At 60.4% G+C, this 25,404-nt stretch carries 21 protein-coding genes; 16 read left to right on the top strand and 5 right to left on the bottom strand.

All coding sequences use genetic code 11. The features are described from left to right. The first annotated feature begins 19 nt into the window (after positions 1-19). The 11 genes from rpsR to ACA047_RS26600 all read left to right on the top strand — a co-directional run bounded on the left by rpsR (position 20) and on the right by ACA047_RS26600 (position 14,784). The gene (gene rpsR / locus ACA047_RS26650; protein ID WP_002551829.1) at positions 20-250 is read left to right on the top strand and encodes a 30S ribosomal protein S18; all 231 of its coding nucleotides are present in this window, start codon (positions 20-22) and stop codon (positions 248-250) included. Positions 251-286: 36 nt separating this feature from the next. Next, the gene (locus ACA047_RS26645; RefSeq protein ID WP_497354531.1) at positions 287-1,180 is read left to right on the top strand and encodes a hypothetical protein; all 894 of its coding nucleotides are present in this window, start codon (positions 287-289) and stop codon (positions 1,178-1,180) included. Between the two features lie 18 nt (positions 1,181-1,198). Next, complete coding sequence (gene rplI, locus ACA047_RS26640) at positions 1,199-1,645, top strand: 50S ribosomal protein L9 (RefSeq protein ID WP_003186385.1); 447 nt, start codon at positions 1,199-1,201, stop codon at positions 1,643-1,645. Between the two features lie 136 nt (positions 1,646-1,781). Then, a complete protein-coding gene (gene dnaB / locus ACA047_RS26635) occupies positions 1,782-3,176 on the top strand; it encodes a replicative DNA helicase (protein ID WP_497354529.1) in 1,395 nt (464 codons plus the stop codon). Between the two features lie 237 nt (positions 3,177-3,413). After that, positions 3,414-5,714: a YgiQ family radical SAM protein gene (locus ACA047_RS26630; protein WP_497354527.1), complete on the top strand. Its 2,301-nt coding sequence runs from the start codon at positions 3,414-3,416 to the stop codon at positions 5,712-5,714. Positions 5,715-5,993: 279 nt separating this feature from the next. After that, the gene (gene ssp4 / locus ACA047_RS26625; protein WP_497354525.1) at positions 5,994-6,914 is read left to right on the top strand and encodes an Ssp4 family T6SS effector; all 921 of its coding nucleotides are present in this window, start codon (positions 5,994-5,996) and stop codon (positions 6,912-6,914) included. Continuing rightward, a complete protein-coding gene (locus tag ACA047_RS26620; protein ID WP_497354523.1) occupies positions 6,915-7,388 on the top strand; it encodes a hypothetical protein in 474 nt (157 codons plus the stop codon). 174 nt (positions 7,389-7,562) lie between these two features. Next, entirely contained in the window at positions 7,563-10,838 is a 3,276-nt protein-coding gene (locus ACA047_RS26615) for a transglutaminase family protein (protein WP_497354521.1), read from the top strand. 88 nt (positions 10,839-10,926) lie between these two features. After that, positions 10,927-13,413, top strand: coding sequence for a circularly permuted type 2 ATP-grasp protein (locus tag ACA047_RS26610; protein ID WP_497354519.1), 2,487 nt, complete (start codon positions 10,927-10,929; stop codon positions 13,411-13,413). Then, entirely contained in the window at positions 13,413-14,303 is an 891-nt protein-coding gene (locus ACA047_RS26605; protein WP_497354517.1) for a transglutaminase family protein, read from the top strand. Before ACA047_RS26610 ends, ACA047_RS26605 begins: the two co-directional genes overlap by 1 nt. A 103-nt stretch (positions 14,304-14,406) precedes the next feature. Next, entirely contained in the window at positions 14,407-14,784 is a 378-nt protein-coding gene (locus ACA047_RS26600; RefSeq protein ID WP_497354515.1) for an NUDIX hydrolase, read from the top strand. Positions 14,785-14,857: 73 nt separating this feature from the next. On the opposite strand, the gene ACA047_RS26595 is transcribed toward ACA047_RS26600, so the two are convergent. Both ACA047_RS26595 and ACA047_RS26590 read right to left on the bottom strand, forming a co-directional pair. Beyond that, positions 14,858-15,046, bottom strand: a complete 189-nt coding sequence (locus ACA047_RS26595; protein ID WP_057448273.1) for a hypothetical protein — start codon at positions 15,044-15,046, stop codon at positions 14,858-14,860. 68 nt (positions 15,047-15,114) lie between these two features. After that, entirely contained in the window at positions 15,115-15,702 is a 588-nt protein-coding gene (locus tag ACA047_RS26590; RefSeq protein WP_497354513.1) for a cytokinin riboside 5'-monophosphate phosphoribohydrolase, read from the bottom strand. A 341-nt stretch (positions 15,703-16,043) separates the two neighbouring features. Here ACA047_RS26590 and azu point away from each other — a divergent pair, with 341 nt between their 5' ends. Then, the gene (gene azu, locus ACA047_RS26585) at positions 16,044-16,490 is read left to right on the top strand and encodes an azurin (RefSeq protein ID WP_497354511.1); all 447 of its coding nucleotides are present in this window, start codon (positions 16,044-16,046) and stop codon (positions 16,488-16,490) included. Between the two features lie 99 nt (positions 16,491-16,589). On the opposite strand, the gene nadE is transcribed toward azu, so the two are convergent. The 3 genes from nadE to ACA047_RS26570 form a co-directional block, all read right to left on the bottom strand. Further along, positions 16,590-17,417 carry an NAD(+) synthase gene (nadE, locus tag ACA047_RS26580; protein WP_497354509.1) on the bottom strand — a complete coding sequence of 276 codons (828 nt, stop codon included), beginning with the start codon at positions 17,415-17,417 and terminating at the stop codon, positions 16,590-16,592. A 4-nt stretch (positions 17,418-17,421) separates the two neighbouring features. After that, complete coding sequence (pncB, locus tag ACA047_RS26575; protein WP_497354507.1) at positions 17,422-18,648, bottom strand: nicotinate phosphoribosyltransferase; 1,227 nt, start codon at positions 18,646-18,648, stop codon at positions 17,422-17,424. A gap of 218 nt (positions 18,649-18,866) precedes the next feature. Continuing rightward, positions 18,867-19,772, bottom strand: a complete 906-nt coding sequence (locus tag ACA047_RS26570; RefSeq protein ID WP_497354505.1) for a LysR family transcriptional regulator — start codon at positions 19,770-19,772, stop codon at positions 18,867-18,869. Between the two features lie 178 nt (positions 19,773-19,950). Between ACA047_RS26570 and amaB the strand changes: the two genes are divergently transcribed. The 4 genes from amaB to ACA047_RS26550 all read left to right on the top strand — a co-directional run bounded on the left by amaB (position 19,951) and on the right by ACA047_RS26550 (position 25,404). Next, positions 19,951-21,441 carry an L-piperidine-6-carboxylate dehydrogenase gene (gene amaB, locus ACA047_RS26565; RefSeq protein ID WP_497354503.1) on the top strand — a complete coding sequence of 497 codons (1,491 nt, stop codon included), beginning with the start codon at positions 19,951-19,953 and terminating at the stop codon, positions 21,439-21,441. A 51-nt stretch (positions 21,442-21,492) separates the two neighbouring features. Beyond that, positions 21,493-22,776: an L-pipecolate oxidase gene (amaA, locus tag ACA047_RS26560; RefSeq protein ID WP_497354501.1), complete on the top strand. Its 1,284-nt coding sequence runs from the start codon at positions 21,493-21,495 to the stop codon at positions 22,774-22,776. Between the two features lie 379 nt (positions 22,777-23,155). Continuing rightward, a complete protein-coding gene (locus ACA047_RS26555; RefSeq protein ID WP_497354499.1) occupies positions 23,156-24,289 on the top strand; it encodes an ABC transporter substrate-binding protein in 1,134 nt (377 codons plus the stop codon). A 200-nt stretch (positions 24,290-24,489) separates the two neighbouring features. Beyond that, positions 24,490-25,404: an ABC transporter permease subunit gene (locus tag ACA047_RS26550; RefSeq protein ID WP_135843448.1), complete on the top strand. Its 915-nt coding sequence runs from the start codon at positions 24,490-24,492 to the stop codon at positions 25,402-25,404.

Raw genomic sequence — 25,404 nt, 5'->3', positions numbered from 1 at the left:
CTTTTAAGGAGCCAATCACATGGCACGTTTCTTCCGTCGTCGTAAATTCTGCCGCTTCACCGCTGAAGACGTGAAAGAGATCGATTACAAAGATCTCAACACTCTGAAAGCCTACGTATCCGAGACCGGCAAAATCGTTCCAAGCCGTATCACCGGTACCAAAGCTCGTTATCAGCGTCAGCTGGCCACCGCTATCAAGCGCGCCCGCTTCCTGGCCCTGCTGGCCTACACCGACAGCCACGGCCGCTGAGACCAGGCAGTCGACGAGTAGTAAGGGATTGAATGCATGCGCGCCTTAGCTGAGTTCATCATGCGCGGTCGTATGCAGGCCACTCTGGTAGTGGCCGGATGCGCGGCATTGCCGTTGTTGTATTGGTTGGGTGCTGCCGCCGGGAGTCTTGTACTCCTGCGGCGCGGATTGAAGGACGCCCTTGGCGTTCTTGCTCTGGGACTGCTGCCGGCCTTGCTCTGGTGGCTGTATTCCGCTGACCCACGGGCACTTATGGTGCTGCTGGGGTCTTCGGCGCTGGCGTTGGTGTTGCGCGCAAGTGAATCCTGGAACCGCGTGCTGCTGGTCAGCATAGCGATAGGAGTGGTGTTTTCAGTGGTGCTCGGGGTGGCTTTTGAACCCCAGATCGAGATGCTGTCGCAGGCTTTGATAAAAATCCTGCCCGAGGCCCTCGGTGATCTCTACCAAAAGATGTCGGTAGAGGAGCAGGCGCGTTTCGCGTCCCTGATCGCACCGGTCCTGACCGGCCTGATTGCGGCTTTGTTGCAAATCGTCAGTGTGCTGAGCCTGATTATCGGGCGCTACTGGCAGGCGTTGTTGTACAACCCGGGTGGTTTTGGTCGCGAATTTCGCGCCATCCGTTTCCCGCTTGGGCTGGCGATGTTGCTGCTGGCGGGCATGCTTCTGGGGCCGAATTTCGGTCCGCAGATGGCCATGCTCACGCCGTTGTGCAGTGTACCGCTGGTATTCGCCGGGCTGGCCCTGATTCACGGGCTGGTGGCGCAAAAGCGACTGGCCAGGTTCTGGCTGGTGGGGTTGTATGTCACGTTGTTGCTGTTTATGCAGCTGATCTATCCGTTGCTGGTGGTCTTGGCCATCGTCGACAGCCTGATTGATTTTCGCGGTCGTATGGCGCCGAAAGACGCCGACAACGCGAACGGTGAAGGTTAAAAGTTAGAGGATTTTCACATGCAACTGATCCTTCTGGAAAAAATCGCCAACCTGGGCAACCTGGGCGATAAAGTAAACGTTAAGGCCGGTTACGGCCGTAACTACCTGCTGCCTTTCGGCAAAGCCACCGCTGCGACCGCTGCCAACCTGGCTGCGTTCGAAGAGCGTCGCGCTGAGCTGGAAAAAGCCGCAGCAGACCGTAAAGCATCGGCTGAAAGCCGTGCTGCCCAACTGGCCGAGCTGGAAGTGACCATCACTGCCACCGCTGGCGACGAAGGCAAGCTGTTCGGTTCGATCGGTACTCACGACATCGCTGACGCACTGACCGCCTCCGGCGTTGAAGTAGCGAAAAGCGAAGTTCGTCTGCCGAACGGCACCATCCGCAACGTAGGCGAATTCGACGTAGCCGTGCACTTGCACGCCGAAGTTGAAGCCACCGTACGCGTTGTCGTGGTAGCAGCCTAAGCAGCACCTGTCGGCTGGCACCCTCGGGTACTAGTCGGTAACATCGGGCACGATCCTGTTTACAGGTCGTGCCCTTTGTCTTTCTGCAATTGCTGATTTTCATACCCCCCTGCGTTTCCAAAAGAATCAAGTGGCCATGAACGAAATCACCGCTCCCGAGCAATACGATCTGCAAACCGCTGCCCTGAAGGTGCCGCCGCATTCCATCGAGGCCGAACAGGCCGTGCTCGGTGGCCTGATGCTGGACAACAACGCCTGGGAACGCGTGCTGGATCAAGTGTCGGATGGCGATTTCTATCGGCATGACCACCGTTTGATCTTCCGCGCGATCGCCAAGCTTGCCGACCAGAATTCGCCGATCGACGTCGTGACCCTGGCCGAGCAGCTGGACAAGGAAGGTCAGACCTCCCAGGTCGGCGGTCTGGGTTACCTTGGCGAGCTGGCAAAAAACACGCCGTCTGTCGCCAACATCAAGGCGTATGCGCAGATCGTGCGCGCACGGGCGACCTTACGACAGCTGATCGGCATCGCCGCCGAGATCGCTGACAGCGCTTTTAACCCGGAAGGCCGCACGGCTGAAGAGATCCTCGACGAAGCCGAACGGCAGATCTTCCAGATCGCCGAGGCCCGGCCAAAAACCGGCGGCCCGGTGAGCGTGAACGACTTGCTGACCAAAGCCATCGACCGAATCGATACGCTCTTCAACACTGACAACGCCATCACTGGATTGTCGACCGGTTACACCGACCTCGACGAGAAGACCAGCGGCCTGCAGCCCGCCGACTTGATCATCGTCGCTGGCCGTCCGTCGATGGGTAAAACCACCTTTGCGATGAACCTGGTGGAAAACGCCGTGCTGCGCAGCGACAAGTGCGTGCTGGTCTATTCGCTCGAGATGCCAGGCGAATCGCTCATCATGCGTATGCTTTCGTCACTGGGCCGGATCGACCAGACCAAGGTCCGCGCCGGTCGCCTGGAGGATGACGATTGGCCGCGCCTGACCTCGGCGGTCAATCTGCTCAACGATCGCAAGCTGTTCATCGACGATACGGCCGGCATCAGTCCGTCGGAAATGCGCGCACGGACTCGACGTCTGGTGCGTGAGCACGGCGATGTCGCGCTGATCATGATCGACTACCTGCAATTAATGCAGATCCCGGGTTCGGGCGGCGACAACCGGACCAACGAGATTTCCGAAATCTCGCGTTCCTTGAAGGCTCTGGCCAAGGAATTCAACTGCCCGGTCGTGGCGTTGTCCCAGCTCAACCGTTCCCTGGAACAACGCCCGAACAAACGCCCGATCAACTCCGACCTCCGGGAATCGGGAGCGATCGAGCAGGATGCTGACGTCATCATGTTCGTGTACCGGGACGAGGTGTATCACCCGGAAACCGAGCACAAAGGCATCGCCGAGATCATCATTGGCAAGCAGCGGAACGGTCCGATCGGTACGACACGACTCGCGTTCATCGGTAAGTACACCCGCTTTGAAAACCTCGCGCCGGGTAGCTATAACTTCGACGACGAATAACCCAGCAGAAACCTGTGGCGAGGGAGCTTGCTCCCGCTGGGATGTAGGAGCTGTCGAGTGCAGCGAGGCTGCGATCTTTCCTCAGACACTTGAGTCTCAAGCGAAAGATCAAAAGATCGCAGCCTTAGGCAGCTCCTACGGCGCAGCCGGGCGGGAGCAAGCTCCCTCGCCACAATTGGTTATTTTTTGTGCTATATTCCGCGCCCGCGATTTTTCATCTCAACACCGGTCATCGTCATGCAAACAGCCAAGCCGTTATTTGACTATCCCAAGTACTGGGCCGAATGTTTCGGCCCGGCGCCGTTCCTGCCCATGAGCAGGGAGGAGATGGATCAGCTCGGCTGGGATTCGTGCGACATCATCATCGTGACCGGTGATGCCTACGTCGATCACCCGTCGTTCGGCATGGCTATCATCGGCCGTTTGCTGGAAGCCCAAGGCTTTCGCGTCGGGATCATCGCGCAGCCGAACTGGCAGTCCAAAGACGACTTCATGAAGCTCGGCGAGCCCAACCTGTTTTTCGGCGTCGCGGCCGGCAACATGGACTCGATGATCAACCGCTACACCGCCGACAAGAAAATCCGTTCCGATGACGCCTACACCCCCGGTGGCCTGGCGGGCAAGCGGCCGGACCGTGCGAGCCTGGTCTACAGCCAGCGCTGCAAGGAGGCCTACAAGCATGTGCCGATCGTGCTGGGTGGTATCGAGGCGTCGCTGCGGCGCATCGCGCATTACGATTACTGGCAGGACCGGGTGCGCAATTCGATCCTGATCGACGCCTGCGCCGACATCCTGCTCTACGGCAACGCCGAGCGTGCGATTGTCGAAGTCGCCCAGCGCCTGTCCTACGGCCATAAGATCGAAGACATTACTGATGTGCGCGGCACCGCGTTCATCCGTCGTGACACACCGCAAGGGTGGTACGAAGTCGATTCCACGCGCATCGACCGTCCGGGCAAGATCGACAAGATCATCAACCCGTATGTGAACACCCAGGACACCGCTGCCTGTGCCATCGAGCAAGAAAAGGGACCGGTTGACGACCCGAGCGAAGCCAAGGTCGTACAGATTCTGGCGAGCCCGAAAATGACTCGCGATAAAACCGTGATTCGTCTGCCATCGGTGGAAAAGGTTCGTGGCGACGCGGTGCTTTACGCTCACGCCAACCGCGTACTTCACTTGGAAACCAACCCGGGCAATGCCCGTGCCTTGGTGCAGAAGCACGGCGACGTCGATGTCTGGTTCAATCCGCCACCCATTCCGATGACCACCGACGAAATGGACTACGTGTTTGGTATGCCTTACGCACGTGTTCCGCACCCGGCGTACGGCAAGGAAAAGATTCCGGCCTACGAGATGATCCGTTTCTCGGTGAACATCATGCGCGGCTGCTTCGGCGGCTGTACTTTCTGCTCGATCACCGAGCACGAAGGCCGGATCATCCAGAACCGTTCCGAAGAGTCGATCATTCGCGAAATCGAAGAGATCCGCGACAAGGTCCCGGGCTTCACCGGTGTTATTTCCGACCTCGGCGGCCCGACCGCGAACATGTACCGCATCGCTTGCAAGAGCCCGGAAATCGAATCCGCGTGCCGCAAGCCGTCCTGCGTGTTCCCTGGGATCTGCCCGAACCTGAACACCGACCATTCCTCGCTGATCCAGCTGTACCGCAGCGCCCGGGCATTGCCAGGCGTGAAGAAAATCCTGATTGCCTCCGGCCTGCGTTACGACCTGGCGGTCGAGTCGCCGGAGTACGTCAAGGAGCTGGTGACCCACCACGTCGGCGGTTACCTGAAGATCGCTCCGGAGCACACCGAGGAAGGTCCGCTCAACCAGATGATGAAACCGGGCATCGGCAGCTATGACAAGTTCAAGCGGATGTTCGAGAAGTACACCAAGGAAGCCGGGAAAGAGCAGTACCTGATTCCGTACTTCATCGCCGCCCACCCGGGCACCACCGACGAAGACATGATGAACCTGGCGCTGTGGCTCAAGGGCAATGGTTTCCGGGCCGACCAGGTGCAGGCGTTCTATCCGTCGCCGATGGCCACCGCGACTGCCATGTACCATTCGGGCAAGAACCCGCTGCGCAAGGTCACCTACAAGAGCGACGCGGTGACCATCGTCAAGAGCGAAGAGCAGCGCCGTCTGCACAAGGCGTTCCTGCGTTACCACGACCCCAAAGGCTGGCCGATGCTGCGCGAAGCGTTGACCCGCATGGGCCGCGCCGACCTGATTGGGCCGGGCAAGAATCAGTTGATCCCGCTGCACCAGCCGGCCACCGATAGCTACCAGAGCGCCCGTCGCAAGAACTCGACGCCGTCCGGCAGCCACAAAGTGGGCAAGGAAACCACCAAGATCCTGACCCAGCACACCGGCCTGCCACCGCGTGCCAGCGACGGCGGTAACCCGTGGGACAAGCGCGAGCAAGCCAAGGCCGAGGCATTCGCCCGCAACCAGCAGGCGTCGAAGGAACGCAAGGACGCCGCCAAGGGCAAAGGCCCCAAGCCTGCGCGCAAGCCTGTCGTGCCGCGCTAATCGTCGAGCGACATCGTAAAACGCCAGCCTGAGGGCTGGCGTTTTGCTTTCTAGCGGCGGTGCTGGCCGTTTGTTATCGTGGCGGCCGCCAATACCAGTCAGTAGGCACAACAAGGCCGGACATCGCACACAGCAGCCCTAAAACCTGTCGCCTCGGTGAGTCAGACTGATTGCGTTAGGCCTTTTTGGGGCTGCTACGCAGCCCAGCGGGGATAATCCCCTCGCCACAGGGTTCAGTGTGGATAAAGTCTCACCCTCCGATTTTCAAGGACGATTGATATGAGCACCCCCTTACCCGGCATCGGCATGGACAACAGCATCTCCCAGTTGATGGCCCGCCGCCGCATCGAAAGCCAACTCGACCTGCCGCGCCTGTTCGCTGCTATTGACGCTGATCCAGGCATTGTCGGCGCGGGTGTTGTGTACATCGATGCCGAATACAATGTAGTGGTCCTGCGCGAGTTCAAGCCGATCTGCAGCATCAAACCCAAGCGAATCATTTTGCATGAGGCGCAGAAGTACATCGCGCCGGCGCAATTTGCCCAGCAGGTGCAAGACAATCCCCGACAGTCGCGTCTGGTGGGAGAGGCGATCAATACCACCTTGTCCTGCGCTGGAGCGGTATTGGGTTGGATTGTCGTGCTCAGTGGTTCGGTTGCGGTTCCCTTCAGTGCCGGGGCCAGCTCGGTGGTCGTGGCTCTGGGGTTTACCGCTGCGGCCGCGAGCTCAGTGCAGTGTGTTGCCGGTGGCATCCGCACGGTAGCTGAAGTGACCAACCCGCAGTTCAACGACAAGCTGGACAGTGAGGAATGGTATCAATACGCCTCGATCGGCCTGGATGCTGCCTCTCTGCTGGGCGTGGGGGCTTCCACATTGACCACCATAAAACTGGTGAAGGTGGCCAAAGCCACTACCGGCAAAAGCCTGCGTGAAGTCTTGCGGGGACTGACTCGCCAGGAAAGGTCGAAGTTGACCAAAGAGTTGCTGAGCATCAACGATCCCCGGTTGACGCCGAAGATGCTCAAGCTCAAGCAACTGGCCGGCGAGCTGCCCAAGCGCTTCACTGCGACCCAGCTCAAACACGCTACGGTTACCCAGATCAAGGACTCCTTGGGCGCGGCAATTGGTTTCACCGGCAGCAGTTTGTCGGGCAATGTCAAAACCATTGCCGTCGGCTTGTATGAAGAGCTGGAGGAATAGATGGACGATCTCAGTCTTCCGCGTTTTCTGGCGCGTTATTTCCCGACATTCATGGGCGGTATTTTCGCGGCGCTGTTCTCGCTGGCTTGTGCTATTCCCTTGGTGTCGGCGTCCTATTTCGCCGGGGCCTCACTCGACGATCAAGTCACCTGGTCGATGCTGGGGGGCGCGGCGGTCACCATGGTCGTGGTGCACTGCAATTTCATGGTGGTGCGTGGCAGGCCGCAATGGGTATGGGGTTTGGTTGGGGTGCTGGTGTTATGCCTGCTGGCGGTATTACCGACCATCGAGGATCGTCCGCATAAGGTCATCTATGCGTTAGCCTTGTTGTTTGCGCTATCAGGCTTACTGTTGCTCAACAGCAAGCGCCATCGCGAGATGCGCAGCAAGCTCGTCGAGATTCGTCAGCAGCGTGAATCGCTGAAGACAGCCCTGAAGGAGACCCCGAAGAAGGCCTCACGCACACGCCGCTGAGTCGATTCTCCACCGCCGCGCCACATTTATGTGCGTCCCTTTGCACGTGAATGTGAGCATTGCGCGTTTTTAGTGCTCTACTGCCCTGAGTAGACAAAGAAAGTGTCCGCCGTGCCTGCATGGCATAAGTCTTGCGCCGCTTTCGATAACGCCCAGGCTCGCAGGAGGCACGCCGTGTCGATCCATGTCGCATTGCATCACGTCACGCATTACCGCTACGACCGCGCTGTCGAGCTCGGCCCGCAGATCGTTCGCCTGCGCCCGGCGGCCCATAGCCGCACGCGCATTCTTTCGTATGCGCTGAAGGTCTCGCCCGATCAGCACTTCATCAACTGGCAGCAGGATCCCCAGGGCAATTATCTGGCGCGACTGGTGTTTCCGGAGAAAACCAAGGAGCTGCGGATCGAAGTCGATCTGCTGGCGGAAATGGCGGTGTTCAATCCGTTCGATTTCTTCCTCGAACCCTACGCCGAAAAAATCCCGTTCGCCTATGCCGCCGATGAGCGCAAGGAGTTGGCGCCTTACCTGGAAACCCTGCCGCTGACGTCGCGGTTCAAGGCTTATCTGGACGGTATCGACCGCACACCGCTGCCGGCGGTGGATTTTCTGGTGGCGCTCAACCAGCGCCTGAGCGAAGACATCAACTACCTGATCCGCATGGAGCCTGGCGTCCAGACACCGGAGCACACCCTGGAGCATGCGTCCGGTTCCTGCCGCGACTCGGCCTGGTTGCTGGTGCAACTGTTGCGCAACCTTGGCTTGGCCGCGCGTTTCGTTTCCGGTTACCTGATCCAATTGACCGCCGATGTGAAAAGCCTCGATGGCCCGTCCGGTACCGAGGTGGACTTCACCGACCTGCATGCCTGGTGCGAGGTCTACCTGCCCGGTGCCGGCTGGATCGGCCTGGATGCGACGTCGGGGCTGTTCGCCGGCGAAGGGCACATCCCATTGGCGTGTAGTCCTGATCCGTCCTCGGCGGCCCCCATCAGTGGCCTGGTGGAACCTTGCGAATGCGAGTTCAGCCACGAAATGTCCGTCGAGCGAGTTTGGGAAGCGCCACGGGTCACCAAGCCTTACACCGAAGAACAATGGCTGGCGATTCAGGCGTTGGGCCGACAGATTGATACTGACCTGCTGGAAGGCGACGTGCGCCTGACCATGGGCGGCGAACCGACCTTCGTCTCGATCGATGACCCGGACGGCGACGAGTGGAACACTGCGGCGCTGGGGCCGGACAAACGCCGGCTCTCCGCCGAGCTATTCCAGCGCATGCGCAATCACTATGCACCCAAGGGGCTGGTGCACTTCGGCCAGGGCAAGTGGTACCCCGGCGAACAGTTACCGCGCTGGTCGCTCAACTGTTATTGGCGGCGTGACGGGGTGCCGATCTGGCACAACAGTGCGTTGATCGCGGACGAGCAGCAGGACTACGGTGCTGACGGTGAGCTGGCTGGACGCTTTCTGACCAGCGTCGCCGAGCGCTTGAGCATTCCTGCGCGATTTGTGTTTTCAGCCTACGAAGACAATTTCTATTACCTCTGGCGCGAGGGCGCATTGCCTTCGAACGTCACGGCCGAGGACCCACGCCTGGAAGACGCCTTGGAGCGGGCACGGTTGCGTAAGGTCTTCAACCAGGGCCTGGACAAGGTGATCGGCCAGGTCCTGCCGCTGGCGCGCACCGCCAAGGGCGATCAATGGCAAAGCGGTCGGTGGTACCTGCGGGACAATCATTGCCGATTGGTGCCGGGGGATTCGCCCCTGGGCTATCGCTTGCCGCTGGCGTCCCAGCCATGGGTGACGGCGGCCGAGTACCCGTTTATCCACCCCACCGACCCGAACCAGGACTTGCCCGAGCTGCCCGACGCCGAGCAACTGGCCCGTCACGGCGAGGCGGCAGCCGAGCAGGATCGTGCGCCGCAGATCGATGAGTCCGCCGACTGGCTGACTCGCACTGCATTCTGTGCCGAGGCCCGCGAAGGTCGGTTGTACCTGTTCATGCCGCCGCTGGAGCGGGTTGAGGATTACCTGGAACTGGTCAGTGCCATCGAAGCCACGGCTGAGGAGCTGCACTGCCCGGTGCTGTTGGAGGGCTATGAGCCACCGAGCGACCCGCGCCTGAGCAACTTCCGCATCACCCCCGACCCCGGTGTGATCGAGGTCAACGTGCAGCCCTCGGCGACCTGGGATGAGTTGGTCGAGCGCACCGAGTTTCTCTACGAGCAAGCTCGACAAACCCGACTGACCACCGAGAAATTCATGATCGATGGTCGGCACACCGGTACCGGCGGCGGTAACCATTTCGTACTGGGAGGCGCGATACCGGCTGACTCACCGTTCTTACGGCGTCCCGACCTGCTGCGCAGCCTGATCAGTTATTGGCATAACCACCCGTCGTTGTCCTACCTGTTTTCCGGATTGTTCATCGGCCCGACATCCCAGGCTCCTCGGGTGGACGAGGCGCGCAACGACGCGTTGTACGAGCTGGAAATCGCCTTCGCGCAAATGCCCCAGCCCGGCGAGGAATGTCCCCCCTGGTTGGTTGATCGGCTGTTGCGCAATCTGTTGATCGACGTGACCGGCAACACTCACCGTGCTGAATTCTGCATCGATAAGCTCTATTCGCCGGACGGCGCCACCGGGCGTCTCGGCCTGTTGGAGTTGCGCGCTTTCGAGATGCCGCCCCACGCCCGCATGAGCCTGGCTCAGCAACTGTTGCTGCGGGCGCTGGTGGCGCGGTTCTGGCGTGAACCCTATGCGCCGGCGAAACTGGCGCGTTGGGGCACCGAGCTGCATGACCGCTTCCTGTTGCCACACTTTATCGAACAGGATTTTGCCGACGTCATTGTCGAGCTGAACGCGGCCGGCTACCCGCTACGGGCCGAGTGGTTCGCCGCACACCTGGAGTTCCGCTTCCCCAAGGTGGGCGACTACGCGGTCAGCGGCATCGAGCTGCAATTGCGCCAGGCCCTCGAACCCTGGCATGTGTTGGGAGAGGAGGGCGCGGTGGGCGGTACCGTGCGCTATGTGGATTCATCCCTGGAGCGCTTGCAGGTCAAGCTCAGCGGATTGGCGCCGCAACGGTATCTGCTGACCTGCAACGGCGTGCCGGTGCCCTTGCAACCCACCGGTCGGATCGGTGAGTTCGTCGCCGGGGTGCGTTTTCGCGCCTGGCAACCGGCCAACTGCCTGCAACCGACCATCCCGGTCCATGCGCCACTGGTCTTCGATTTGCTCGACACCTGGATGCAACGTTCCGTGGGCGGCTGCCAGTATCATGTGGCCCATCCGGGCGGGCGTAACTACGACAGTCTGCCGGTGAATGCCAACGAGGCCGAGAGCCGGCGAATGGCGCGTTTCTTCCGTCTCGGACACACACCTGGGAAACTTCCGATACCCAGCTTGGCAATGGACGACGAGTTTCCCCTCACTCTCGATCTGCGACGTTTCTAAGTCTTACATGACGCCCGGATATTTCATCTATCCGGGCGTCATGCGCTTGCGCTAGTCTCACCTATCATTGCCGTCTGCCGAGCTTTCCATGCCTGACCTGCTTGACCGTTACCCGCTGACGACGGGCACCTATCACGAACTGCTGGACGACAGCGGCGCTGTGCGTCCGCACTGGCGGCGCCTGTTCGACCAATTACAGCGCAGCACCCCGGCCCAACTGGTCCAGCGTCAGGCGTTGCTGGCCCGGCAGATCCAGGAAAACGGTGTCACCTATAACGTCTACGCGGACCCGAAGGGGGCCGACCGGCCGTGGGAGTTGGACCTGCTGCCCCACGTGATCGACGCGCAGGAGTGGAAGCAGCTGTCGGCCGGCATCGCTCAGCGCGCCCGGTTGCTCAACGCGGTGCTGGCCGACCTGTACGGGCCGCAGCGCCTGATCAGCGAAGGGCTGTTGCCCGCTGAGCTGGTGTTCGGGCACAACAATTTCCTTTGGCCTTGCCAGGGCATCACGCCGCCGGACGGCATCTTCCTGCACCTGTATGCCGTGGATCTGGCACGTACGCCCGATGGTCGCTGGTGGGTCACGGCGGATCGGACCCAGGCGCCTTCTGGGGCCGGTTATGCGTTGGAAAACCGCATGATCGTCTCCCGCGCCTTCCCTGACTTGTATCGCGACCTGAAGGTGCGGCACCTGTCCGGTTTCTTTCGCACCTTGCAGGAAACCCTTGCACGACAGGCCCCCAGTGATGGCGAGGCGCCGCTGGTGGTGCTGTTGACGCCGGGGCGCTTCAACGAAAGCTATTTCGAACATCTTTATCTGGCGCGCCAACTGGGCTATCCGCTGGTGGAGGGGGGCGACCTGACCGTTCGGGATGCCACGGTTTACCTGAAAACCCTCAGCGGGCTGCGCCGGGTCAACGCCATCATGCGCCGGCTCGACGATGATTTCTGTGACCCCTTGGAGCTGCGTACCGATTCGGCCCTGGGTGTGCCGGGCTTGCTGGAAGCGGTACGCCAGGGCCGGGTGCTGGTGGCCAACGCCCTGGGCAGCGGCGTGCTGGAGTCACCGGGCCTCTTGGGGTTCCTGCCAAAGATCAACCAGTTTCTGTTCGGCGAGGAGCTGATGCTGCCGTCCATCGCCACCTGGTGGTGCGGCGAGCCGCCGGTGCTGGCCCAGGCCCTGGAAAAATTGCCTCAGTTGTTGATCAAGCCGGCGTTTCCTTCCCAGAGTTTCAGCCCGGTGTTCGGGCGTGACTTGAATGAGGAGCAGCGCGGCCAGTTGGCGGCGCGAATGCAGGCGCGGCCCTACGCCTATGTCGCCCAGGAACTGGCGCAACTGTCCCAGGCACCGGTCTGGCAGGCCGAAGACGGTCAGATCCAGCCTCGGGCCATTGGCATGCGCGTGTATGCCGTGTCCGGGAAGGACGATTATCGGGTGCTTCCCGGTGGCTTGACCCGCGTGGCAGCCGACGCCGACGCCGAAGTGGTATCGATGCAGCGCGGCGGCGCCAGCAAGGACACCTGGGTGCTGGGGGAACAGGCACCTGGCAGTGAGCAATGGAAGGCCCAGCGAACCGTGGGCGTCCATGATCTGGTTCGGCGCGATCCGTACCTGCCGTCCCGCGTGGTGGAAAACCTGTTCTGGTTCGGCCGCTACTGCGAACGCTGTGATGACAGCGCGCGGCTGCTGAGGATCATGCTGGCGCGATATGTCGATGGCGACGACCCGCAGGCCTTGCAATCGGCCGTCTCCCTGGGCGAAAGCCTGATGCTGCTGCCCGAAGAGGGCGACCTGCCCGAGCGTCTGCTGGCGGCGCTGTTGGGGGACGACTGGTCATTCAGCCTGCGCTCCAACTTGCAGCGTTTGCAGTGGGCGGCCTCGCAGGTTCGCGGCAAGCTGTCCCGGGAGAACTGGCAGGCGCTGGTGGAGTTGCAGCGTGAAGCCATGGAACTGGATACCGACGAACCGGACTTCGGCGAGCTGCTGGATTTCCTCAACCGACTGGTGATGTCCCTGGCGGCGTTGTCTGGTTTCGCCCTGGATGACATGACCCGCGACGAGGGCTGGCGCTTTTTGATGATGGGTCGGCGCCTGGAGCGCCTGCAGTTTCTCAGCAGTAGCCTGGCAGCCTTCCTGCGGGGCGAGGCGGTGTTCGATCAGGCCGGGCTGGAGTGGTTGCTGGAGCTGGGCAACAGTAGCATCACCTACCGCTCGCGTTATCTGGCGGTGGCCCAGTTGATCCCGGTGCTCGACCTATTGCTGCTGGACGAACAGAACCCCCATGCGGTGCTCTTCCAGTTGAAACTGGTGACCCGCACCCTCAAGCGCCTAAACGATGATTTTGGTGTGCCCAGGGAAACCGCACTGCCAGAACTGGTGACGCGCCTGTCACGCTTCGACCTGCGCTGCCTTGAAAATCCATTATTCGGCGAAGCCAGCCTGCGCGCAGCGCTCGATGGGCTGGCCGATCTGTTACAGGAAGTGGCTGACGTCAGCGGCCAGGTTTCCGATCGCCTGGCCTTGCGCCATTTCGCCCACGTCGATGACGTCAGCCAGCGCACGGTGTCCGTCTGATGAACGCTCGTTACCAGATCCTCCACGACACTCATTACCACTACGACAGCCCGGTGTCCCTGGCCCAGCAGCTTGCACACCTGTGGCCGCGGCCCTGTGACTGGCAGCGTTGCACCGAGCAGCAGTTGTTGATCAGCCCGGAGCCGACGACCCGTCGCGATGAGCTGGATGTGTTCGGCAATCCGCTGACCCGCCTGGCGTTCGAGCGGCCCCATGACGAGTTGTTGGTCAACGCGCGACTGAGCGTCGAAGTGCTGGCTCGCCCCGTGCTGGATTTCAACCTGTCCCCAGCCTGGGAGTCGACTTCTAACGCGCTGACTTACAGCGGCCGGCCGCTCGCTGCGCCGCTGCTGGAAGCGTGCCGTTACCGTTTCGAATCGCCCTACGTGCACCTCAAGCGTAGCTTCGTCGAGTTTTCCGAAAGCTGCTTCCCTCAGGGACGCCCATTGATGGTCTGCGTTCGGGCGCTGATGGAAAAGATCTTCGAGGAGTTCACCTTCGATGCCGAGGCGACCCAAGTGGCGACGCCGCTGATGGAGGTGCTGGAACGGCGACGGGGCGTATGCCAGGACTTTGCCCACCTGATGCTGGCTTGTGTGCGCTCCCGCGGACTGGCGGCGCGTTACGTCAGCGGCTACCTGCTGACCCAGCCACCGCCCGGCCAGCCACGGCTGATCGGTGCCGATGCGTCCCACGCCTGGATCTCGGTGTTTTGTCCGGTGCTGGGTTGGGTGGACTTCGACCCGACCAACAACGTGCAGCCGGCCCTGGAGCACATCACCCTGGCCTGGGGTCGGGATTTTTCCGATGTGTCGCCGTTGCGGGGGGTGATCCTGGGAGGCGGGAGCCATGATCCCGAGGTGCGCGTGACGGTGATGCCGCTGGAGTAAAGGCCCGCTGATTTTTTGTGTTTGAGTGAGCCCTGTGGAAGCAAAAATAGCAGTGGGAAGCAAAGTATGCTCCCACAGGATCTTTGGTTTATTGGAGGGTGAGATGTTCCCGGTATCCATCAAAGGCGTGCTGCAATCCCCTGAAGGCCTGGTCGTGCTGATGCTCAACGAAAGGGATGAATGGGAGTTGCCCGGCGGGCGGATCGAGTTGGGCGAAACGGCGCCGCAATGCCTGGCGCGCGAAATCGACGAGGAACTGGCTGTTGAAGTGAGCGTGGGGGAGCCGCTGGATTCGTATCTGTTCGAAGTCATTCCCGGCAAGCACGTCTTCATTTCCACTTACCGCTGTCAGTTACTGGGCGGTTTCGTGCCGACGATCAGCCATGAGCACAAGGAAATCGGGTTGTTCGAACCGAGCCAGTTGCCGGTTAATCTGCCACGGGGTTATCGCGAGTCGATTATCAAAGCGTTGGGCCTGTGAGGGCCGGCAGCGGGGCTGCCAGCCCTGGACACATAACCGAGGGGCCGGATCGGATCATCGGGCCCGGAGGGGTTCAGGCGTCGGGCGCCTGGTCTTTCGGTGCATCAACATCATCTTCTGCCGCCACTTCACCTTCGGTATCCGGGGTCAGTGCTGCTTCTTCTTCAGCTGTAGCTTTCTTGCGCTGAAGTTTTTCCTCTTTCTTCTGCTCCTTGGCCAGGTCTCTCTGACGTTTGGCGAAGGAATAATTAGGTTTAGCCATGGGCGATCCTCTGGGGTCGAAGGTGAGGTTGAGCGGCGCGTATTCTGCCCTGTATCGGGGCCGAGCCGTTAGCTGGGTTTTTGTTCGGCCCACTTTGGTTGCACCGACGGTTGCCATTCGTCCAGCGCGTTGAGCAGGTTCTGCGGTGATTCGCTCACTTGCAGCATGTCACGATGCGGCGCGCGGACGAAGCCTTCGCCGACGATATGATCGAGAAAGCCGGTGAGTTTGCTGTAGAACCCGTTCACTTCCAGCAGGCCCAACGGTTTGCCGTGGTAGCCGAGTTGGCCCCAGGTCCACACCTCGAACAGCTCCTCCAGCGTGCCGAGGCCGCCGGGCAGGGCGATGAAGGCATCGCTGAGTTCGGCCATGCGTGCCTTGCGGGCGTGCATGCCGTCCACCACTTCCAGGCGGGTCAGGCCGCTGTGGCCGATTTCCTTGTCTTTCAGGCTTTGCGGGATGATGCCAATGACTTCGCCGCCAGCCTCCAGCGCCGCATCGGCGACGATACCCATCAGGCCCACCGCACCACCGCCGTAGACCAAGGTCAGCTTTCGTTCCGCCAACGCTCGTCCCAGGGCCTGAGCCGCTTCACGATAGGCCGGATTCGTACCGGTGCTGGCGCCGCAAAATACACAAACAGACGCTATGGTCATGCTTCACTCCGTGGTCAGTAACCGCTCCAGAGTAAAGCCTGGCCTTTCTTGCGCAAAGGACTAAACCTCGTACAAGGTTTTTTCGTAGGTGCCACTGGCGCCGCAGGCGTAGGCGGCGAGCAGGCTGCATAACAGGCTGTTGAAGTTCATGACGGGCGCTCCAGAGGGGTGATGTGGCCGATCATAGAAGGGTGTCATCCGTCTGGCTGGTTGATTGTATCCATCAGGCTGATAGCCTTAAGTTGTATACAATCTTTGATTCAGGTCATAGGAACTTGTCTCAAATTCAGGCAGTCTTTGCCCTTGAAGGAATTTTGTTAACCATGCCTTGGAGATTAGCGATGTTTGCCAAACTTGTTGCAGTATCCCTGTTGACGCTGGCCAGCAGCCAACTGATGGCAGCGGAGTGCAAGACCACCATCGATTCGACCGACCAGATGTCCTTTAACACCAAGGCCATCGAGATCGACAAGAGCTGCAAGACATTCACCGTTGAGTTGACCCACTCGGGCAGCTTGCCGAAAAACGTCATGGGCCATAACTGGGTGCTGAGCAAAGAGGCTGACATGCAGCCGATCGCTACCGATGGCCTGGGCGCTGGCATCGACAAGAACTACCTCAAGGAAGGTGATGCTCGCATCATTGCCCATACCAAAGTCATCGGTTCCGGCGAGAAAGACTCGGTGACCTTTGACGTCTCGAAACTTGATGCCGCCGAAAAATACGGCTTCTTCTGCTCGTTCCCGGGCCACATCTCGATGATGAAAGGCACTGTTACCCTGAAGTGATGACCCCAGGCACAAAAAAGCGCCCCATGCAGGGCGCTTTTTTGTGTCTGGCAAATAACCGCACCTCCTGTGGGCGCTCGCTCCCACAGGAATTACCAATCAAGGCGCGTACGGCATCACCCGCTTGTGCTCAGTCTTGCGATAGGTCTCGCAAATAATTTTGGCCGCTTCTTCCCGTATCGTTTGGCCATGCAAAAAGGCATCGATCTCGCCATAGGTCACGCCGTGGGCTGCTTCGTCGGGCTTGCCGGGGGACAGGTCTTCGAGGTCGGCGGTGGGGACTTTTTCCACCAGCGATTCCGGCGCGCCGAAGTCACGAGCGATGGACCGGACCTGGTGTTTCACCAAGCCGCTCAGCGGAGTCAGGTCACAAGCGCCGTCACCGAACTTGGTGAAGAAACCCATCACGGCTTCGGCCGCATGGTCGGTGCCGATCACCAGGCCCTGCTCGGCGCCGGCGATGCTGTATTGCGCCACCATGCGCATCCGCGCTTTGGTATTGCCCACCACGAAATCCCGCATGCCTGGCGCTTTGCCTTCGAACGCCAGGATTTCGTTGGCCAGTGCCTTGACCGCCGGGCCAATGTTGACGGTATGGCGTTCGTCCGGTTCGATGAAGTCCACACAGGCTTGTGCTTCATGCTCGTCGAACTGGGTTTCGTAGGGCAGGCGCACGGCGATGAACTTGTAGGCCGCGTTGCCGGTTTTCTCCCGTAGTTCGCGCATGGCACGCTGGGCCAGCAGGCCGGCGGTCAACGAGTCGACCCCACCGCTGATGCCTAGCACGAGGGACTTGAGCCCGGAGTTGACCAGGCAATCCTGAATAAAGCTCACCCGGCGAGCGATTTCGGCCTTGAGGGCGGCGTCATCGGCGAACGGTGGCTGGACCTTGAGCTGTTCAGCAATCTCACGCTGTACGGCTTGCATGAATTCACTCCTTGCTTGATGTGTCAGAAAGGGCGGCAGGTACTTGGAAAACGTGTCGCATGTAGGCGACAAAATTCGGGTCTTTGCAATGGGTCTTGCCGGGCTCGTCTGAAATCTTGGCCACGGGCTGCCCGTCACAGCTGATCATTTTAAGCACGATGCTCATGGGCTCCACACCTGGAATGTCACAGGTCAGGTTGGTGCCAATGCCGAAGCTGACATTAATGCGACCATGCAATGCCCGAAAAATCTCCAGGCATCTGGGCAATGTCAGACTATCGGAGAACACCAGGGTCTTGCTCATCGGGTCGATACCGAGCTTGTGATAGTGAGCAATGGCTTTTTCAGCCCAGATGATCGGGTCACCCGAGTCATGGCGCAAACCGTCGAACAGCTTGGCGAAGAACAGATCGAAGTCCGTCAGGAAGGCGTCCATGGTGATGCAATCGGTCAGTGCGATCCCCAGCAGGCCCCGGTACTCGCGCACCCAGCAATCGAGGGCGGCGATCTGGCTGTCGATCAGCCGAGGGCCCAGTTGCTGGTGGGCCATGATCCACTCATGGGCCATGGTGCCCAGGGGTTTCATGTCCAGCTCGCGGGACAGGTGCACATTGCTGGTACCGACGAAACGCCCGGGGAAGTCGTGTTTGAGCACGTTCACCACTTCTTCTTGGGTGCGGTAAGAAAACCGACGACGGGTGCCGAAGTCCGCTACTTGCAATTCGGACAATTCGTCGCTGCTGGCGTTGGCGGTCAGCCAGTCGAACTTGCGGTACAACTGCTCCCGCGCCTGCTCCAGGACGATTTCACGGTAGCGATAGCGATTGCGCACTTCGCTGACAATGGCCAGCAGCGGTACTTCGAACAGAATGACATGTAACCACGGCCCACGCAGGCGGATAAACAGCTCGCCGTTCTCGATGCCGGTGTGTACGTACCGCAGGTTGAAGCGAAACAGCCCCAGAAAGCGAAGGAAATCCGGCTTGAGAAAACTGATGCGCTCCAGGAAACCCAACTGGTCGGCGCTCAGGCTCAACTCGGCCAGGCGTTCGATCTGGAAGCGGATTTCCGCCAGATACGGGCGCAGGTCCTCGCTGTTGCGGCAGCGAAACTCCCATTCGACTTCGACGTTGGGGTAGTTGTGCAGCACCGCCTGCATCATCGTCAGTTTGTAGAAGTCGGTGTCGAGCAGGTTCTGCACGATACGATCGGCAAACACACTCTCGCTCATAGCGGGGTCTCCAGACAGGCCACTGCGCTGGGCAGTGGGATGCAGCGGTTTGTAGTGAAGGGGCTAGTGGCGCATAACCTTGGTGGGTATTGCCAGCGATTTTTTAGCAGCAACGGGTACCACGCTGGAGTGTCTGGATACGACAACTGGTCTCATCGCGGGCAAGCCTTGCACCCACCACAACCCTGTGGGAGCAAGGCTTGTCCGCGATAGCATTCTCAAGGTGCCATTGGAGCTTCGATCTGTTCCAACATCCACTTCACAAAATCGCGCACCTTGGGCACTTCTGCCGAATGCTCGGGATAGGCCAAATAATAGGCGTTGGTACTGGGCATCGCATGCTGCCACGCGATTACCAGTTTGCCGTCGGTCAGTTCCTCTTCCACCAGAAACCGTGGCAGCAGGGCTACGCCGCAACCGACCTGGGCGGCACGGATGCACATGTAGAAGGTTTCGAAGCGCGGCCCGTGGTAGCTGTGTTCAGTGTGGTAGCCCTGGCTGTCGAACCAGTCGTGCCAAGCCTGGGGGCGCGACGCGTTTTGCAGCAACACCAGGTCGGCCAATTGGGTCGGGTCGGTGAAGGGCTGATCCGGCAGAGTGCCCGGCGCGCAGACTGGCACCAGTTCTTCGCCGAACAGTTTCAGCGATTCGGTGCCCGGTCGTGAGCCCTGGCCGAAGTAGAACGCCAGGTCGCTGCGTCCTTGCACCAAGTCGTCAGCCTCCTGCTCACTGCACAAATCCAGATGAATTGTCGGATGCCGCAGGCGCCAGCCCTTCAGGCGTGGGACCAGCCATCGGGCACCGAAGGTCGGTGGTGTGGAAACCCGCAGGACTTCGGTATCGCCGCCGTAGGAGCGCAGATAGTGGGTGGACATTTCCACCTGTGTAAGGATTTTTCGCACTTCCCCCAGGTACAAATTCCCGGCTGGTGTCAGCTGCAAGCGTCGGCGTACGCGCCGGAACAGCAGGTGCTGCAGCAATTCCTCCAGTTGGGCGACCTGTTTGCTGACGGCGCTCTGGGTCAGGTTCAGCTCTTCGGCGGCGCGGGTGAAGCTCAGGTGACGGGTCACCGCTTCAAAGCACTGCAGCGCCGTGATCGACGGCAAATAGCGTTTATTGAGCATGATGAGGCCTTATTTCTTGTCGCTCTGCTTATCCGGTCATGGCCAGCATGAATAAACGGAATGATATCTCGCTTAAAGGTCGTTTGTTGGCAAGTCTCGGGCCAGCTACAACTACAGGTCTGATCAGCCGTGATCGTCCGGCTGCCAATCCTTTGTTTTTCGTTTGAGGAAATTCCCCATGGTTGCTGCATTGCTTGATCGTCTGGGCGTCAATCCGGCCCTGTACCAGAACGGCGCACAACCGGTGCATTCGCCCATTGATGGCAGCCGCATCGGCGCCGTGAACTGGGAAGGTGCCGCTGAAGTCGAGCAGCAAGTCAGCCGGGCCGAGCACGCCTTCGACCTGTGGCGCCAGGTGCCGGCCCCACGTCGCGGCGAGCTGGTGCGCCAGTTCGGCGACCTGCTGCGCGAATACAAAACCGATCTCGGCGAGCTGGTGTCGTGGGAAGCCGGCAAGATCACCCAGGAAGGCCTGGGGGAAGTGCAGGAGATGATCGACATCTGCGACTTCGCCGTCGGTCTGTCCCGTCAGTTGTACGGCCTGACCATCGCCTCCGAGCGTCCGGGCCACCACATGCGTGAATCCTGGCATCCGCTGGGCGTGGTCGGGGTGATCAGCGCCTTCAACTTCCCCGTGGCGGTCTGGGCCTGGAACACCACGCTGGCCCTGGTGTGCGGCAACGCGGTGATCTGGAAGCCGTCGGAGAAAACCCCACTGACCGCCCTGGCTTGCCAGGCGCTGTTCGAGCGTGTGCTGAAGAACTTCAGCGATGCGCCGCCGTACCTGAGCCAGGTGATCATCGGCGGTCGCGATGCCGGCGAAGCGCTGGTGGATGACCCGCGTGTGGCGCTGATCAGTGCTACCGGCAGCACTCGCATGGGTCGCGAAGTGGCGCCGAAAGTCGCCGCGCGTTTCGCCCGCAGCATTCTGGAACTGGGTGGCAACAACGCCATGATCCTGGCCCCGAGCGCCGATCTGGACATGGCCGTGCGCGCCATCCTGTTCAGCGCCGTCGGCACCGCCGGCCAACGTTGCACCACCCTGCGCCGGCTGATTGCCCATGAATCGGTGAAGGAAGAAATTGTCACCCGCCTCAAGGCCGCCTATTCGAAAGTGCGCATCGGCCATCCGCTGGAAGGCAACCTGGTCGGGCCGCTGATCGACAAACACAGCTTCGACAACATGCAGGATGCATTGGAGCAAGCGCTGAGCGAAGGCGGGCGGGTGTTTGGTGGCAAGCGCCAGCTTGAAGATCAGTTCCCGAATGCCTACTACGTGTCCCCGGCCATCGTCGAAATGCCGGAGCAGAGCGACGTGGTGCGCAGCGAAACCTTCGCGCCGATTCTGTATGTGGTCGGCTACAAGGACTTCGCCCAAGCGCTGGACCTGAACAACTCAGTGCCTCAGGGCCTGTCGTCCTGCATCTTCACCACCGACGTGCGTGAAGCCGAGCAGTTCATGTCGGCAGTGGGCAGCGACTGCGGCATAGCCAACGTCAACATCGGCCCGAGCGGCGCGGAAATCGGCGGCGCGTTCGGCGGCGAGAAAGAAACCGGCGGCGGTCGCGAATCCGGCTCCGACGCCTGGCGCGGATACATGCGCCGCCAGACCAACACCGTGAACTACTCGCTGCAATTGCCGTTGGCCCAGGGGATTACCTTCGACTGAGGGAGCACATTGAATTGTGTAGTGGTTGGGTTTCATTTCCGGAGTCTGGCAATGCCGTTACGCGAAGAATGTCTGTGGGAAAAACTGACGCCGCAAAGGCCTGAAAATACTGCGCTCAATGGTGAAGTCACGGTCGATGTCTGCGTGATCGGTGCCGGCTTTACCGGGTTGTCGGCGGCGGTGCACTTGCTGGAGCAAGGCAAGCGTGTCGCAGTGCTCGAAGCTCACCGGGCCGGGCATGGCGGGTCGGGACGTAACGTAGGCCTGGTGAACGCCGGCCTGTGGATTCCACCGGACGACATAGAGGCCGGGTTCGGCGAAGCGGTGGGCAGTCAGCTCAACCGCATGCTGGGGGCTGCGCCGGCACTGGTGTTCAGCCTCGTCGATAAATACAACATCGATTGCCAACTGCGCCGCGAAGGCACCTTGCACATGGCCCATAACGCTCGGGGCGAGGCAGACCTGCGCAGTCGCGAAGAACAATGGAAGCGCCGCGGTGCTCCGGTGGAACTGCTCACCGGCCAGGCCTGCCTTGATGCCACCGGCACTTCGAAAATCGCCGCGGCATTGTTGGACCGGCGCGCCGGCACGCTCAATCCGATGGCCTACACCAGCGGATTGGCCAAGGCCGCCACGGACCTTGGCGGGCAGCTGTTTGATCATTCGCCCGTGACACGCCTGGAGCGCCAGGGCCAACGCTGGTCGGTGCAGACTGCCGAGGGTTCGGTACTGGCCGAGCAGGTGGTCATTGCCTCCAACGCCTACACCGAGGGCGACTGGACCGAGCTGCGGCGCAATTTCTTCCCTGGTTATTACTATCAGGTCGCCTCCGTCCCACTGACCGACGAGGCGGCGCAACGCATTCTGCCGGGCGGCCAGGGCTCGTGGGACACTCGCCAAGTGTTGAGCAGCATCCGTCGGGACAAGGACGGCCGCCTGTTGCTGGGCAGCCTGGGCAATGGCAACCGCAAGCCGACCTGGTTTCTCAAGGCCTGGGCCGACCGGGTGCAGCAGCACTATTTTCCCTACCTCAAGCCGGTGGAGTGGGCGTGCACCTGGACCGGTTGCATCGCTTTCACGCCCGATCACCTGATGCGCCTGTTCGAGCCGGCGCCCGGCCTGGTGGCGGTAACCGGTTATAACGGCCGGGGCGTGACCACCGGTACGGTGGTGGGTAAAGCGTTTGCCGATTACTTGTGCCATGGCGACACCAAGGCGCTACCGATCCCCTTCGCTCCCATGCAGCCGTTGGCCGGTGTTGGTCTGCGCAGTTGTTTGTATGAGACGGGTTTTTCGCTGTATCACGCGGGCCAGTGCCTGCGGATTGTCATTTGAGTGTTGAAAAGTGTTGCTGGAACCGGCTTTTTTTTCCGCAGCGTCTAGCCTGTTATGGTGCGGGTTGTAGCAGTTGCGCACCGCCAGTGTGCAGTTCGGTGACGTGGGTTGTTACACGCGGGTTGCACGTCGTTTCGCGGGAAGGTTGCAATGATGGCTCGTGAAGGGTTGCTCCTATTTAAATAGTAGGTTGTACCTCGTGCGGTTTAGACGGTTGCACGCCCTATGAAAAAGGGCTCGAAACAGTCGAAATAACAATAAGGCAGCGACTTTTTTCAGAATAAAAAACCGATGGCACGGCCCTTGCTCTGAGCTTCTCCGTGAAGCGCTTTTCAGTGAAGTCGCAGTGCCAACTAAAAAAACCTAGGAGCACCACCTCATGTCCCAGACGTTTTACAAGAAAGGCTTTCTGGCCCTCGCAGTGGCAACTGCGCTGGGTGTTTCTGCGTTTGCCCAGGCCGACATCAAGATCGGCGTAGCGGGTCCCATGACCGGTGCCAACGCGGCATTTGGCGAGCAGTACATGAAGGGTGCACAGGCCGCGGCAGAGGAGATCAATGCCAAGGGCGGCGTGAACGGGGAAAAAATCGTGCTGGTCAAGGGCGATGACGCCTGCGAACCGAAACAGGCTGTGACGGTTGCCAAGGACCTGACCAACCAGAAAGTGGCAGGTGTTGTCGGTCACTTCTGCTCCTCGTCGACCATCCCGGCCTCCGAGATCTACGACGAAGCGGGCATCATCGCCATCACTCCGGGTTCTACCAACCCACAGGTGACCGAGCGCGGCCTGAGCGCCATGTTCCGTATGTGCGGTCGTGACGATCAGCAAGGCATTGTCGCCGGTGACTACATCGTCGACGTGCTCAAGGGCAAAAAAGTCGTAGTGCTGCACGACAAGGATACCTACGGCCAAGGCCTGGCGGATGCCACCAAGGCTCAACTGGTAAAGCGCGGCGTTACGCCAGTGCTGTACGAAGGCCTGACCCGTGGTGAAAAAGACTTCAGCACCATTGTCACCAAAATCCGCGGTGCTGGCGCCGATGTCGTGTACTTCGGCGGTCTGCACCCGGAAGCGGGTCCTCTGGTTCGTCAACTGCGTGAGCAAGGCCTCAAAGACGTCAAGTTCATGTCCGACGATGGCATCGTGACTGACGAACTGGTCACCACCGCTGGCGGCCCGCAATTTGTCGATGGCGTGCTGATGACCTTCGGCGCCGACCCGCGCATGCTGCCAGAGAGCAAGGCTGTGGTGGACGCATTCCGTGCCTCGGGCACCGAGCCGGAAGGCTACACCCTGTATGCCTACGCTTCGGTTCAAACCCTCGCGGCTGCCTTCAATGGCGCCAAGTCCAACAGTGGCGAAAAAGCTGCCGAGTGGCTGAAGAAAAACCCGGTTAAAACCGTGATGGGCGAGAAGAGCTGGGACGCCAAGGGCGACCTGAAAGTCTCCGACTACGTGGTTTACCAGTGGGACAAGGATGGCAAATACCACCAATTGGAAAAACAGAAGTAATTTGAAGGGATGACCGGCCGGTGGCGAGGGAACTTGCTCCCTCGCCACCGAGACTGTGTTCACCCTTCCCGGATTGGCATTAGCCAGAAGGCCCGTCTGTTTTTTCTCTACGAGCCGCACATCCCCGGGGAGCGCGGGGCCTCGGGCCCGTTGCCGCGCTTTGCGAGGTTGTGCAGTCTCTTACTGCGTGAGATTGCGTTATGGATGGTATTTTCCTGCAGCAACTGGTCAATGGCCTGACCCTCGGGTCGGTCTATGGCCTGATCGCCATCGGCTACACAATGGTCTATGGCATCATTGGCATGATCAACTTCGCCCATGGCGAGGTTTACATGATCTCTGCGTACCTCGCGGCGATCAGTCTGGCTCTGCTGGCATACTTCGGTATTGAATCCTTCCCTCTGCTGATGCTTGGCACACTGATCTTCACCATCGTCGTCACGGCGGTATATGGCTGGGTCATCGAGCGTGTCGCCTACAAACCCCTGCGTAACTCCACCCGACTGGCACCGCTGATCAGCGCCATCGGTATTTCGCTGATCCTGCAAAACTATGCGCAGATCGCCCAAGGCGCGAAGCAACAAGGCGTTCCAACCTTGCTGACGGGTGCCTGGCGCGTCGAAGTCGGTACAGGTTTCGTGCAACTGACTTACACCAAGGTTTTCATTCTGGTCGCAGCGTTTGCCGGGATGGCCCTGCTGACCTACGTCATCAAATACACCAAACTCGGCCGTATGTGCCGCGCGACCCAGCAAGACCGCAAGATGGCCTCGATCCTGGGGATCAACACCGACCGCGTGATCTCCTATGTGTTCATCATCGGTGCAGCAATGGCCGCACTGGCCGGCGTGCTCATCACCATGAACTACGGGACGTTCGACTTCTATGCCGGTTTCATCATCGGGATCAAGGCATTCACCGCCGCGGTACTCGGCGGCATCGGCTCGCTACCCGGCGCGATGCTCGGCGGGATCATTCTCGGGATCTCCGAGTCGCTGTTCTCGGGTCTGGTCAACTCGGACTACAAAGACGTTTTCAGCTTCTCGCTGCTCGTTCTCGTTCTGGTCTTTCGGCCCCAAGGCCTGCTCGGCCGTCCTCTTGTGTCGAAGGTGTAA

This window comes from Pseudomonas sp. LBUM1664 (assembly GCF_059695895.1).
This window is presented reverse-complemented; position numbering and strand designations above follow the sequence as displayed.